Genomic DNA, 13,528 nt, shown 5'->3' with positions numbered 1-13,528 from the left:
TCGCCGTACGGCGACTGGTTCGGCGGCGCCGACGAGATCAAGCAGCCGGTGGAGCTGCCGGTGACAGATCGCAAGAGAGCTCGCCGCCGAGATCTTCGAGTACGGGGAAGAGATTGCAGATCACACCAAAGCTCGTCTGTGAGGCGTCGAGATCGCGCCGCCCTCAGAACCCTGCGTCTTGCAGCATCCAGACCCGCTTGAGCGGTACGGTGCTGCGGATCTCCTCCGAGAGTCGCTCGTAGTTCACAAGGACCGCGTCGACGACGTCTGACGCCTGCCAAACCTTGACACGAAGCTGACTGGTCTTCAGTGCATCCCACGCGGGCTTGGTGAGTCCGCTCCAGGCGACGAGGAGTCCCTGCTGCGCGCCGTGGGTGTGCATCACGCCGTGCATCTGATTGACCACTGGGCTGCCAACTTGTCCGCCCGACTTGACCTGGACCAGGATCGGGTCGTCCAACCCGAGCACACCGCGCCCGGCGACGATGTCGATTCCTCCGTCAGGCCCGGGTGGGGACTTGGTGCACCTTAGCCCGTCAGCCTCCAGTACTCCGGTGATCAGGGTGGCCAGAGCGTGCCCGGCGAAGTTCTCTGCAATGCGGAGAGTGATCTGGTCGTAGGCGACCTGTTCGATGTCGGTGGTGAGTTCGGGCTCGTCGACGGCCTCAGTCTCGTCGGTCGGCGCTGATGGTGCCATGACGGGTCTGGAAGCAGGGGAAACCTGGCCAGGGTCGGTGCCGTGTGCGAGCAAGTGCTCCAACCGGTCAACCGCGCGGTTCTTGCTCGGCGCGAAGATCGACATCGCGCTGCCCAGCGTGAATAGCAGGTCCTGCTTCACGGCCGCGCGCGGTAGGTCGGTGCGCTGCCAGTCCACCTGCACCACGTGGCGCTGGTCCCGGTCGGGCTCGTCGGCTCGGTACTGGTAGCCACCAGTGACCCGGCCCAGGGCGATCTGCTTCGTAGTCTTGAGAGGCATGACGAGGAGATCCCCTGGGTTGATCCGCCCGCGCAGAGCCCAGAGTTGACCCGAGAAGTTTGCGATGCGGCCCTCTGAGCCCCCTGCGAAGGCCTCGGCTGTGACCCTGGCCACCTGTTCTCTTGTCGTACAAGGCGTGAGGTCGGGGACCTCCGTCCAGCCACCGCCGGAGCAGCCATTCTGGAGCGCCCATGAGTCGCGTTCGCCGTACTTGCCAGACCGGATGACCCAAGCAGTCGCCATCTCAGCCACATCCCTTCCAGGTTCGATTGCAGGTCAGTAGCCATATGCGTGCGGACGGGTCGAACTCGGCTACGGATCAGAGGGCAGGGGTTCCGATACCTCCCACGCGCTATCCAAGTCATCGGCAGGCCTCGATTCGGGGTGGTTCGTCTTCCGAACGTAGGCCAATGCTGCGTCCTGCCAGCCGACGTGTTTTGCATAATTCGGGCTGTTAGCTTGCCGGTATCGGCATTGGGCCGTCGGACGGCTGATAACGACTCGTCAGCTCAATCGCACGTCCGGCGTCTGGGGCAGCATCGAGAGTCGGAACTGCCCACCGCCACAGCTTATTGTGGCCGTCCCAGCGGGACTCCAGCTCTGGGTAAGGGTCAACGACCTCGTGGCCCAAACGCCGTAGCTCGTCGGGCGGAAGCGGCAGCTTAATCCAGAATTCGACCGGGCGCTCGCGGTAGATATCTGCTCCCGCGCAGTTGTAGCCGCCGGGCCGCTGAAATGCGAAATAACCGGCCCGGAGCCTGGGCACCCAACCGAGGCCGCGCTCTTCGATCGCCTCCTCGCTCCGGTCGAACAAGCTGCGAACCAGCGCGAGCCGATCTGGCTGCAACCGCGCCTCGTAGTAGTCCCACCCGACCTCGGTTCGGGACTGACCACTGGGCTTCTGCACCCGTGCTTGCTCGGTCTGGCCGACCACGCGCGGTACGAGGGTTGTCAGGTTTCCCTGCCCGACGTACTGCTTGATCTCGACACCGACTACCTCGGTCGGGCTCATGCGCTCATTGAGAAACTCGATCACGCGGCGCAGCTCGGCCGGGATGAGGTCGGCGACGAACACCAGCCGGATGCGACCCGACAGGAGGTTCTGTTCGACCATGTCCCAGAACTGCTCCGGTTCGAGTTCGTCACCGAGGCTGTCCCGGAATACCTCGCCCGCGTCCGTCCCCTCCTTCGCGCAGCGCGCTTCGAAGTCGGCGCGCAGCCGCTCGGCCGGCCAGTAGACCACACCGTTCGCGGCGTAATCCAGCATCTGGCCGACCACCTCGCGCCGAATCCTTGTGTCGTCGCTTCGCTTGACCTCAACGAGCGTGGGGACCGCATCCTGGTCGATGAACAGGTGATCGAGCGACCAGCGATTGCTACCGGCTTCCCTGTCCGGTACGCCGACTTCCCGGTTTACCAGCAGCCATTGACGCGGAGAGCCTGCAAGCTGGTCGCCAGCCAGCAGGTTTGGGTACTTCGCGAGCAGGGTCTGCAGGAGGTCCTCGGAGTTATACGGGCGTTCGTGCATTTCCACGAGCTGCTCACCACTTAGCAGAAAGATCGCTCCGCTCATAGGCCGATCGTAGTCTGGCTCCGAGCTCCGACGCTCGCAGTAAGGGAGTTAGTCAGAGTCACCTGTCCTGGCAACTGGGGCTGGCTCGCTCAATGACCGGCTCCACGATGCAGCGGCTCGCGGTTGACTACCCGGATCCGACATCTCGCGCCAGTTCGAACGAACTGCGCGCTGGCGGGCTGAGATAGGTGCTTTGTATTCAGTGCGGCGGTTCCAGCGGGTACGGCGACCGGCCGGTGCGCCGGAAGCGTTGGTCGCCGTATACGAGGCCGTCCTGGCCGCCGAAGTTCGTCAGCAGGAACTGTGTCGACTGCGCGCGGCTGAAGTAGCCGAGTCCGTAGGGTGCGAACGTGGAGCCCGCGGCCCAGTAGGGGACTCGGTGCCCGCTCAGGTTCACCAGCCGGATCAGCGGCTCGTCGCCGGCGTTGATACGAGCGATGTCCTCGCTACAGGCCGGTACCTTGCGGGTGCCGCGGCCGGGCTCGGTCCACAGCACGTCGGCGCGGGACGGCCCGTGCGGCGGATTGAAGAAGCACGGCAGCCGACGCTCGGGTGGTGGCCGACCGGCGAGCGACGAGGTGTACCGCACCACGGCGTACTGACCGTCGGCAAGCTCCCGGGTGATCGCACTGGCCGAGGCCGGAGCATCCAACAAGAGGTTGCGGGCTGACTCGTAGGCCTTGCCGGCCAGGTCGTAGTCGTCGATGGCAGGCGCGGCGGGTAGTCGTCGGTATTCGGCTTCGAGGAGGGCGAGGTCTTCCGCGATAGCAGTGCGCACCGACTCTAGCTCCTCGGCCGCCGCGCGCTTGCGCAGGTGGTGGCGCCACGCGATTCGCCCGGCAACCGCGAGACCGACCACCCCCAGGCTGACGTACAGCCACAGCATCTCTTGACGATACCCCTGAGATCCGGACTGAGGTGGGCGACAGCAGCTGATGGGCGAGCGCATGCTGATGGCTGTGACCGGCGAGTGGCACTGCGCCAAGTGCGAAGGGGCAGCTGATGTCCCAGTCCACCACCGGCTGTGTCCGAAGCGAGATCCCCACGTGGAGATCAGGCGGATCGTCCGAGTGGTGTGGCCACGGTTCGGCCACCACGGAGAATGCCGATGAGCCCGGCTCGCCGCGCTGATGCGGCCGGGGTCGGGCTGCCACCAGACCTGGTCGGCCCGGTTGACCTCGAGCTGGCCAAGGCGGTTGATGAGATCCCGGGCGAGAACGCGCTGCCGGGAGGCTCACCCTACGAACCGAAGTGGGACGGATTTCGCGCCTCAAACGTGCGATCGGCCGGCACTGCGCGGATCTGGTCGCGCCAGCGCAAGGACCTGACCGCGCAGTTCCCCGACATCGCCGCGGCCGCGGTCGAGCAGCTGCCGGACGGGGTCGTGCTGGACGGCGAACTCGTGATCCTCGCCGGCGGCCGGCTCAGCTTCGACGCGTTGCAGCGACGGCTGGTGACTGCGCCGTCGAAGGCGCGGCGCCTGGTCGCATCCATCCCGGCGTCGTACGCCGCGTTCGACGTACTCGCCGCAGGTGGTGTCGATCTACGCACTCAGCGATGGACGGTACGCCGTACCCGGTTGGAGCAGCTGGCGGTCGGCTGGATGGCTCCGCTGCAGCTGTCACCGGTAACTGCTGATCTGGGCGAGGCGCGCGAGTGGTTCGAGATCCTGCCCGATGCCCTGGGCATCGAGGGCTTGGTCGTGAAGGGTGCTGGCTTGCGCTATGTTGGCGGGCGCCGCGAGTGGCTGAAGGTCAAGCACCGCGACACCGTCGACGTGATCGTCGGCGCGTCCTTGGATCGCTGCGCGACCCCGAAGTAGTGATCGCCGGCCGCTACACGACCGGCGGCGAGCTCGTCATGGTCGGGCGTACCGTTCCACTGACCGCGGCGCAGTCGGCCGAGCTCGGCGCCGTATTGAAGCCGGCGCGACGCAACCACCCGTGGCCGGAAGAGATCAGCTCGCCGCGGTGGGGCGGGCGCGATTCGCACAAACCGCTGACCAAGGTCCAACCGCTCCTTGTGATCGAGGTCCTGGCCGACGCCGCGATGCAGGCTGGGCCATGGCGCCACGGGCTGCGGTTCGCGCGCATCCGAGCAGACTTACAGCCGGAAGACGTTCCGACTGTTCCTGGTGCCGTTGCGGATGAGTGATTCGGTCGCTGCGCGACGGATGTGCACTGCCCTGCCTATCGCTTCTACGCCGGGCCGCCGGAATTTGTCGGTGCGCGGTGGGATCGTGCTGTGGTGTGGAGCTGACTGCCGGGGATTTCGACCGGATACCGCGGGAGAACCTGCACGTGCCGGTGCGTGAGTTCGCCAGGCTGTGGTTGGCGGCTGAGCGGCGCGCCGACACGGACGCGGCTGAAGGCCGCGGCGACTGGTACCTGACCGGCGTGCAGATGACGTGTAGCTGGTTGGCAGGAGCCTTCGTGACCTTCAGCTACCCGACCGGGCCGGTCCGGCAACGCGCGCACGCGCCGATTACCAGGTCCACCGAGAAGGCCTACGAGGAGCTGATTGCGCGGGAAACCGAGGCCGCAGAGCTCGCGGTTGCTCGCGGTGGACTGCATGGTCGCACGGGTTTCGCTGAAGGCGCGTTGGCGACCCTGGCGTGGGCGTGGCGCCGTTCGGGCGTGCCGCCGATCGTGGTGGACACTGCCCAAACGGGATGATTCGGACGTACCCACAGAGGGGCCTCAGAGCCGCCGTACGGCTTCCTGGGCCCCTTTCGTGTGCCGGTGCTGGCCGGTGTTAAGCAGTTCGTCGGCGTGGGTGTCGGGCTCCTGCGATGAGTCCGGAGGTGATTGTGCGGTCGGCTTCGCCAGAGGGTAGGCCGATGCGCTGGGCTGCGGAGATCAGTTCGTCGCGTGCGGTGGTCTCGTCCAGGAGGTACGCGCCGGCGAGCTGACCGAGTGCGAATGCGGCGCGGTTGAGAGTGTCGTTGCGGTGTCCTGGTGTGGCGGCGAGAACTTTGTCGAGTTCACCGGTGAGGGCGGCGAGCGTGTAGGCGCTGGCGTTGCCCGGGCCGTCCGCGCTGCTCGGTGTGGGGTCTGGCATGGCAACCCGTTAAGGTGTCTGGCGAGGGCGGCCGCTTCCCCGACTGTCGTGGCCTCAACCTTTCCTGCGGGATTCACTGTCACATACCCGTATTCGAAGAGGGCGTCGCATCCCAGTCGGCATGCCAACATCGCGACGTTGGGCACATCGCGCTTCTCGCTATCCGTGCACTCGCTGCGCCGCTTAATATGCCCGGCGACGAGCAATGACACCGGGAGTTCTCGGCCACATAGGTGACACTGAGTGAGTGTCGCGACCCGCCCGCCAAGTAGTAACTGGCGGAGGTACGCTTGCTCTACTCTTGCCGCTGATTGAACCTCACGAGCGAGGTTTCCATCAAGAACTCGCTGGGCGATCGCGAAGCCAGATTGTTTTGGCGTCGACACGGGCGATGGAGATGCAAGGGCGTCCTCGACGGCACGACTTTTGTCAGCGTCGAGCACAGAAAAGTTCTGAACATTGAAATTCGGGCTATATCCAACCAGCGCCGCAAATGCAGGCACTGGCCAGTCGATGCGACGAACTTCGGCGAGGCTGAACATCAGTTCCCATGTCATTCCGTACTCATCATGCGCCCACGAATCGACGGCCGCGGCTTTGTTGCGGAACTTGTGCGTGACCGTGCCGGCAGCGAAGAACATTCTATTGCGCGCGAATAGGACAAGGTCGCCAGGCTGTAGACGCTCATGCTTCGCGACGTTAACCCCCAGTTGACCGGGTGCGACTCCCCACATCGCAGCCCTACCGCTGGGATGTAGTCGTCGAAGCTCCGCGACGTCGTCACTACGCATCCGCAACTGCCGAGAAACAATACCGGCCGGACGATCGTGTCTCGATAGTGCGCTTGCGCATCTGCGTGTGCAGCAGGCTGCAACACCACCGACATCTAGCTATCCTCCTTAAGAGACGTATATTTCGTGGCGCGCCCTTTGGATTGACCGACGGGATAACGACTCGTATTCAGGGTAAGTTTGGCATTGATGGCCTGATCCAAATCGATCTGAAGAACGTCCGCCAATCGGTTCAAATAGATTGCAACATCTGCCATCTCCTCTGAGACATGCGCGCGGAGTTCGCCATCTTCCCGCGCTGACCAGGAAGCCTCCTCGTCGACCCACTGGAACTCTGCGAGAAGCTCGCCGGTTTCGCCGGCCAACGCCCTAACCAGATTCTTCGGTGAATGGAATCGCTCCCACTCTCGCTCGTGAACGAATTCGCGGATTTTCGCCGTTATCGCCTGATCCATGAATCATCCTAACCATATGGCGCCGCCAGCGTGCCATCAGACTAGCTCTCGACGTAGGCAGGTGCTGGCGCTGGCCGACGTCGATCTCCTCCCGCCTAGTACTCCAGCCGCAGTTCGTGATCATGCGCGCTGGGCGGCGTGACGGCGGTAATACCTTTTGCGGGCCGGCCTGGTGGGCGGCGCGGCCACTGTGGCCAGTGCAGGGGTGTAGCGCCTCGGCAATTCTCCCGCGCGTGACCGTGTGTGCCGTAACGCTGACAGGCACTTGCACGATCAAGCCGGTGGGGAAGGTCGGCTCAGGGGTGGGCCGGTCTAGTGAGGGGGACATATGGCTTCCAAGCGTCGGCCCGGCATGGACGGGTTCCCAGCCGTCGTATTGCTTGTCGGTCGTGAGCATCGGCGAAGCCGCCCCCGGAGGGGCTTGCAAGGCTGGAGCGAGCGCTCGCCCGAGCGCTGGAGGCGACCGGGTGAGGTTCTACAGCCCGAACCTCCGGCGGTGGGGTACGTCAGTTCGGACACGGGGCCCGGCTCCGGCTGGCCGAGCTCCAGAGGGGGAAGAATCCGACACCGTAACGCGCTCCTCGCCGCAGTATTCATCGCGACAATCGTTGTCGCAGGATGCAGCGGCACCGGCGGTGCCCAGTCTGAAAGCCAGCCCATCCCGTCGGCCCCATCAGCAGGCAGCAGCGTCCCGCCCGATGTCACGTCCAGGCCCTCCAAGGCTCCCAAGCATGAGGACGGCGAGGTCGTCGTCCTCGGTGAGAACAAGCCCTGCATTGTGCCGGGCAACGTCATCGCCAAGGCGATAGACATCACTGTCATAGAAACCAGCAACGAGCGGATCACCGACTGCCGGTACAAGACCGACGGCTGGAACGACACCTCGGATCTGACTCTTTCGGTCAGCTACTCCAGCCAGTTGCTGGCCGACGCGTTCGCGAAAGGACGCGACTTCACCAGGGACGGCAAGGCAGACCCCCTTTCCGGCTACCCGGCGAAGGTCCAGGTCTGGGACGCGCCCGGGCAGCTCTGGACAGTCGTGTACCTGCCCGACGCAGGTCTCATCATGACCTGCCAAGCCAGCTACCCGGGCAGCCCCGAGGTCCGGCTCGACCGGCAGCACCTGCTCTGCCGCTGGGCGGCCACCCACATCCAGGGCTACATCCCCCAGGGCTAGAGGCGCCAGATTGCAGGCTCGACCTCTGCTGCTCAGTCAGGTCGTCGCGGGCTTCGAGCCACATGATGTCCTGGTTCGACATCTGCGCCACCATGTGGGACGCGAATTCGTCCGGGAGATTCCCTCGGTCGAGCTTGAACGCCACGAACTTTCGGCTCGACTCGCTGGACTCGGTCATCGCTTCCTAACTACCGGCGGACACAGCCCCGCCCTGCCGTTGATAGTCACCTTGCGGACAGACAGTCCGCCACGGAGTGGCACATTGGCACGTGTACCTGGGCGAACGGCGCTGCCTTGCGCGTGGACGTGCAGGCCTGACCTTTAGATCGTGTCTGGTGCAGCAGACGGTCGGCGCGGACTCCGAGGATCTTGCGCTCAGCCAGTAGAGGTCCAGGTGCCGTCTGCGCTCCTGGGAATCCAGCCCGACTACTGGAGTCAAGTAGAGCCGCGTTACGCACGGTCTTCCGCGCTCTGGGCGGTCCGTGGAGCGACTTGAGTCTTCGTCGGGCACGCTTCCATTCGCCTTCGTTGACAGAGTCGTTGGCAGCTGGTTGCCATCGGCGACTGATCGCTGCGGTCCATCGGGTCGCCACCGCCAGGTAGCGGCAAGAACCTGACGACCACGCGGTGACAACGGGGCGACAACGCGGCGATCTGCATGCTCTCCGTAGAGTCGCGCTGACGGTGCAGGCTCCAGGATGGCGACCACCAGAGGGGGCATTATGCAGCGCCGAGTTTCCCACCACGGCGCGGTCTGCTTCGCGCTACTTGTTTCGTTGGCCGCCAGTCTGCTCCTGGCTCGTCCGGCCGTAGCCCAGACCACCGACTTCAGCGCCGAGATCAAGGGCCAGCAGCAGTTGCCCGTCGGGTGTCCAGATGGTGCCCAGTTGTGCGGCGACGCGATCATCGAGGGGTTCGGTACGGCGCAGTACCGCTTCTTCCTCATTTCGATCCAGCTCACGGGAGATCCGTGCAGGAATTACACGGCGACAGCCAGATTCACGCTCGCTGATGGCAGCACACTTACCCTGGCCGAGGCCGGCGTGGGATGCGGCACCGGCAAGACATTCTTCAAGGGGAACGGCTACGGAAACCCACGCCGCGCTAGCGGCACCTGGGAAGTGCAAGACGCAACCGGACAGTTCGCGGGCATGACCAGCATCGGAGACGTGACCCGTCACTTTGCGGGCGCCCACCTCAGCAGCACCTACACCGGTGCCCTCGACGCCTGAGCGCACGGAGCGCGCTCGCTAGCTCCAATCGATCCGGAGGTCGATCCGCTCGTTCTCAGTCGGCTTCCACAGGACTGCGACGGCTCAGGCGGTACCGTTTCGTCGGAAGACGGCATCCTGAACGCTCTACCCCGGGGTTACTAATGTGGCACGACTCAGGCCAGAGTCCGGCGACCTCGGCCGGCTGCCGTCCGAAGAACCTTCGCTACCGACCGCTGCGATCGGCGCTCCCGCTCAGTGCGGCGCCGACGCCGCAGCTTCGGCGTCCAGCCTCAGTTCAGGAGAGGGCGGGCTCGCTGCGTGTACGCCACGCTCTTCAGTTCAGCGTGGGAACCCCGCTGGGAACCAGGAGGAGCCAAACCGAGTCAACTGGAGTCAAGAACGGCCGAACTCGAGTTGACTGGACATGCCTGGAGCGGCATATGTAGGTGGGGTGCGTCGGTTTCCTAAACCGTCCTTCATGAGGCTGAGCTTCGACTTGTTGCCGGTAACGGCGGGGTCAAAGATGTGCCGCGTAAGGGTCCTGCCCTTGCGGATCTTGGTTCCACAGGGTCCGACGCGCGCAGCTGCGTTGCTCCTCCATGTGTCTTGATTTGACACGTGGATGGTGCCCGACGGGTTGATGGGCGAGGCGATTGAGTTCCACGCGACGACCATCGCATGTGGACGCGCGTAGTCCTTGAAGATCGCAACCGCACGAGCCCAGAGCCGCCAGGCCTCAGGACTCATCGCGTTGACCTCAAACGAGATCCGGCACCTGCTCACCCGGCTGCTCCACCAGGTCGACCGCAACCATGGACACTTGCTGCACTGGTCACGCTGGCGACGCCGCCACCAAGCCCGCGACTGCCACCACCGCCGTCAAGCAGCCCGACTCGTCTGATCGCGAACTACGGCTGGCTAGAGGACGGCTACGTGTGATGTCCGGGGACGTTCGTCGGCGATTGGCCGAGTCTGATGGCGAGGGCAGCCACCTCGCGACGTGATGACGTCCCGGTCTTGTGCAGCAGGTTCGACACGTGCGTGCTGACCGTCTTCTCGCTGATGAACAGCGCCTTTGCGATCTCGGCATAGGTCCGGCCTGCCACGAGGAGTGAGAGCACTTCCTGCTCCCGCTTGGTCAGGGAACGGAAGGGCGCCGGGGGCTGAGCGTGCGACGGTGCCGACGGCTCGTCGAGCCGGATCTTTCCGAGGCCGGCCAGCGTCTCCACCTGGTGTCGAAGGGGGATCGCGCCGGCCTCGACGGCAAAACGGTGCGCCGATCTCAGCGGTACGGCGACGACGGCCCGGGTGGCTCCCTCGGCGAGCAGTGCCTCTGCCCACCGCCAGGACGCGAGGGCTTCATCCCACCGCAGTCCCGCGGCGTCACACCGGCGGACGGCTTCCTCCCATACGCCGGATGTGGGCGTCTCCGCCATGCACCGTGCGGTCTCTGCCGTGCACAGCGCCTCCATCGCTGGCTGGATCAGGTCCTCGGGCGCGATGACCTCGAAGGGCAGAGGCAGCCGACCTTGCCGCATCCTCGCGAGGTCATCGAATTGTGTTTGAGCAATCCGGACGCCTTCGCTGTCACGTCGATCCCGCGCGGACTCCACCAGGTCGCCTGCTGCACGTGCTCCCCACACCAGAATGTCATCCGCGTCGCGGATATCGACGGACTGGGCGGCCATCGTTCGCGAAAGCAGATCGAGGGCCTGGTCGGGCCGCCCAGTGGCGAGCAGGTACTCGGCCAGGAAGGACTGCGCCGCCAGGCCTGTACTCTCCTCGAGATCCGGTATCAGCTCCTTTGCCCGCTGCAGGTGCAGACCCGCTGCGTCCGGGTCTCCTCGGCGAACCGACAGTGAGGCAGCAGTCAATCGAACCATGGCGCTAGCGTTCGGCAGACCAGCCAAGGAAAGGCCCTCCCGGATGACCTCGCCGCTCTCGGACAAGCGTCCGAACATCAGGAGGTAACCGGCCAGCATTCCAGCGGCGAAGGCCACCATGGACAACGCGCCTGCCTTGAGGGCGAACGAGAGGAATTCCATTTCCATCTCGACGCATTCCGTGACACGGCCTCGCTGGAGCAGGCAGTTCTGTCTGGCCACAAGGGTCAACCAGATCAGGTCCGGATCGCTGGTCATCCGTACGGAACGCAAGGCCTCCGCTGTGTCGCGATCAGAACGCTCGGCCCGGACGTCCGCGATTCCGCGGGCTGCGTACGCGAAGCTCAGTGCCGCAGTGGAACCGGATCGATGAGCTGCCTGGACGGCGTCCTCGGCGTACCTAATCGAGAGCTCGAGTTCGCCGTTCCACGCTAGCCGCCAGCTGAGCACCGCGAGTGCCTCGGCGTACTCTTCGCTGTCGGGAAACGCCTGGCTCAGCTCGACGGCGTGTCTGGCCTCGGCGATCGGCAGGCGTGTGATTCTGTTCGTCGCGATGGCCGAGCGGGCCAAATGCCTCACCAGCCTGCTGGCCCGAAGCGGGTCTGTGCGCTCGTCCACCAGTTCGAGGGCGCGGCTCCACGCGGCGAAACCCGCCTCGCCGTCGCCGACCAGATCGTTGGCTCGCGCGACGCGCTCCAGCAGGTCCACCTCCTCGTCCACCCGCTCTGTGTCACCGCGGTGGACTGTGGACCACAGGCGCGCCGACCGGCGCAGATGGACCGCCTCCTCACGCCACGCCCTGATCCCGTTGGCGAGTTCAGCTGCTCGCAGTGACGCCTCCAGACAGGACTCGAGGTCGCGTGCGCCCTCATAGTGCAGGGCCAGGTCAGCCCGCCGTTGTACCTCGTCGGGCCCCGTACCAGAGCGGGACTCGAGCGTCTTGGCCCAGGCGGCATGCACGGTTTCCGCCTCGCCGGGCACGAAGGTGGCGTACAGCACCTCCGCGAGCAGCGGGTGGCGGAACCAGCACAGGTCAGAACCCTGCGCCACACTGATTCCGCTGTCCGTCGCCTCGGCCAGCGCTGTTGTCAGTGCCGCGGGGCCGATCCCACGCGCTGCGGCGACCTCCCGGAGGTCATCGATCGACGTCGGTCGTCCGGCGACCGCCAGCACCCGCATGACCTCACGCGCCGGCGCGGACAGCCGATGCCAGGCAGCCAGCAGCGCTCCCGTCAGCTCGGCCGGCAGATCAGCAGGCAGCTGCTCGGCGGTGATCGTGACTCCCTCGAGGAGTAGCTCGCTGAGGTAGGGGTTGCCGTCGGATCGTCGTACGACGTCGTCCACGAGGTGGTGGTGCGGGCGACCACCCAGCAACATCGTGAGCTGTTGCTCGGTCTCGTCCCAGGTCAGTCTGTCCAGCCGTACGTCGGTCACCGACGGCAATCGCCTCAGATCCGCCAGCCAGCTGTGCATCGGATGACCGGTTCCGAGCTCCTCATCCCGATAGGTGGTCAGAATCGCCAGCCGCTGTCGTCGGAACCCGGCAACCAGGTACGCGAGCGCGTCGCGGGAGGCGAGATCGGCCCACTGCACGTCGTCTATGACCAGAACCGTCGGCCGGCGCGAAGCGATCGCCATCACCAGCCCATCCACCACGGACAAGAGCCGGACCGCGCTGTCGGAGGCATACCCACCCACCGAAGACAACAGCCCGCCGGCAGCAGGGACCGCATCGAGCACCCCGGTCAACTCGTCGGGCTCGGTCGACTCAGCCCAACCCTCCAGCGCGCTGATGAGCGGACTGTACGGCGAGTCGACGGCCCCGAAGCGGACGCATCGACCCCACAGGACCGCCACGCCCCCCGCCGCGGCCTCGTCACAAACGTCTCGGACCAGGCGGGTTTTGCCCACGCCGGCCTCGCCGTGCACGAACACCGCGCACGGTCGTCCTTCGACCGCTCCCCGGATCGCCGACCCGAGAATCCCCCGTTCCCCGATCCGACCGGCTACACCGAGTGAGCGTGTGACCGCCGCCCCTCCCACAACCTCCAGTCTGCGCCCATCACCCTGCACTGTCTGCAGGATTTGTGAGCACGACCAGAGCGACCGTGCCGCGCCCGCTGACGCAACTAACAGTCGCACTGGCACACTCGCGAGTTGCAGGTCCAGCTCATCTGGCAGCGGGCATCACCCGCACGGGGAACAGTCTGGGGAACGAACTGGCGACAACCAGCGATGCTGGAGTCGACGAGACCTGAACTGGAGATGCCTGTTCCACGCTCAATTTGCCCCTTGTTGACGGGGTCCGTCGACCTTCTAATCCGACGCCCGGGAGAAGACTGCAAGTCCACCTGTCACCACTCTGGGAACGATGGACTGGGGATTCCTGGCGGCTCAGC

At 65.4% G+C, this 13,528-nt stretch carries 12 protein-coding genes; 6 read left to right on the top strand and 6 right to left on the bottom strand.

The window, feature by feature from the left end:
* Positions 1 to 163: 163 nt before the first annotated feature.
* The 3 genes from EV644_RS38420 to EV644_RS38410 form a co-directional block, all read right to left on the bottom strand.
* Entirely contained in the window at positions 164 to 1,219 is a 1,056-nt protein-coding gene (locus tag EV644_RS38420; RefSeq protein ID WP_132195463.1) for a restriction endonuclease, read from the bottom strand.
* A gap of 211 nt (positions 1,220 to 1,430) precedes the next feature.
* On the bottom strand, positions 1,431 to 2,549 hold the full coding sequence (locus EV644_RS38415) for a hypothetical protein (protein WP_132195461.1): 1,119 nt from the start codon (positions 2,547 to 2,549) through the stop codon (positions 1,431 to 1,433).
* A 199-nt stretch (positions 2,550 to 2,748) separates the two neighbouring features.
* The gene (locus EV644_RS38410; protein WP_132195459.1) at positions 2,749 to 3,435 is read right to left on the bottom strand and encodes a hypothetical protein; all 687 of its coding nucleotides are present in this window, start codon (positions 3,433 to 3,435) and stop codon (positions 2,749 to 2,751) included.
* A 222-nt stretch (positions 3,436 to 3,657) separates the two neighbouring features.
* On the opposite strand from EV644_RS38410, the gene EV644_RS38405 reads away from it, so the two are divergent.
* The 3 genes from EV644_RS38405 to EV644_RS38400 all read left to right on the top strand — a co-directional run bounded on the left by EV644_RS38405 (position 3,658) and on the right by EV644_RS38400 (position 5,224).
* Complete coding sequence (locus tag EV644_RS38405; RefSeq protein WP_199240248.1) at positions 3,658 to 4,371, top strand: ATP-dependent DNA ligase; 714 nt, start codon at positions 3,658 to 3,660, stop codon at positions 4,369 to 4,371.
* Positions 4,371 to 4,703, top strand: a complete 333-nt coding sequence (locus EV644_RS45705; RefSeq protein ID WP_199240247.1) for a hypothetical protein — start codon at positions 4,371 to 4,373, stop codon at positions 4,701 to 4,703. The genes EV644_RS38405 and EV644_RS45705 overlap by 1 nt, the downstream gene beginning before the upstream one ends.
* A 95-nt stretch (positions 4,704 to 4,798) precedes the next feature.
* Positions 4,799 to 5,224 (top strand): hypothetical protein, encoded by a 426-nt coding sequence (locus tag EV644_RS38400; protein ID WP_132195457.1) that lies wholly within the window; start codon positions 4,799 to 4,801, stop codon positions 5,222 to 5,224.
* Positions 5,225 to 5,303: 79 nt separating this feature from the next.
* Here the strand turns inward: EV644_RS38400 and EV644_RS38395 are convergent, their stop codons facing one another.
* Positions 5,304 to 5,609: a hypothetical protein gene (locus EV644_RS38395; protein WP_132195455.1), complete on the bottom strand. Its 306-nt coding sequence runs from the start codon at positions 5,607 to 5,609 to the stop codon at positions 5,304 to 5,306.
* 311 nt (positions 5,610 to 5,920) lie between these two features.
* Here EV644_RS38395 and EV644_RS38390 point away from each other — a divergent pair, with 311 nt between their 5' ends.
* Entirely contained in the window at positions 5,921 to 6,268 is a 348-nt protein-coding gene (locus EV644_RS38390; protein ID WP_132195453.1) for a hypothetical protein, read from the top strand.
* A gap of 227 nt (positions 6,269 to 6,495) precedes the next feature.
* Here EV644_RS38390 and EV644_RS38385 read toward each other — a convergent pair whose 3' ends face one another.
* Positions 6,496 to 6,855 carry a nucleotide pyrophosphohydrolase gene (locus EV644_RS38385; protein WP_132195451.1) on the bottom strand — a complete coding sequence of 120 codons (360 nt, stop codon included), beginning with the start codon at positions 6,853 to 6,855 and terminating at the stop codon, positions 6,496 to 6,498.
* Positions 6,856 to 7,633: 778 nt separating this feature from the next.
* On the opposite strand from EV644_RS38385, the gene EV644_RS38380 reads away from it, so the two are divergent.
* Both EV644_RS38380 and EV644_RS38375 read left to right on the top strand, forming a co-directional pair.
* Positions 7,634 to 8,032: a hypothetical protein gene (locus tag EV644_RS38380; RefSeq protein ID WP_132195449.1), complete on the top strand. Its 399-nt coding sequence runs from the start codon at positions 7,634 to 7,636 to the stop codon at positions 8,030 to 8,032.
* A 698-nt stretch (positions 8,033 to 8,730) separates the two neighbouring features.
* Positions 8,731 to 9,264 carry a hypothetical protein gene (locus EV644_RS38375; RefSeq protein WP_132195447.1) on the top strand — a complete coding sequence of 178 codons (534 nt, stop codon included), beginning with the start codon at positions 8,731 to 8,733 and terminating at the stop codon, positions 9,262 to 9,264.
* 911 nt (positions 9,265 to 10,175) lie between these two features.
* Here EV644_RS38375 and EV644_RS47605 read toward each other — a convergent pair.
* Positions 10,176 to 13,172, bottom strand: coding sequence for a helix-turn-helix transcriptional regulator (locus tag EV644_RS47605; protein WP_158293056.1), 2,997 nt, complete (start codon positions 13,170 to 13,172; stop codon positions 10,176 to 10,178).
* Between the last annotated feature and the right edge of the window lie 356 nt (positions 13,173 to 13,528).

The organism is Kribbella orskensis (assembly GCF_004342085.1).
GTDB lineage: Bacteria > Actinomycetota > Actinomycetes > Propionibacteriales > Kribbellaceae > Kribbella > Kribbella orskensis.
This window is presented reverse-complemented; position numbering and strand designations above follow the sequence as displayed.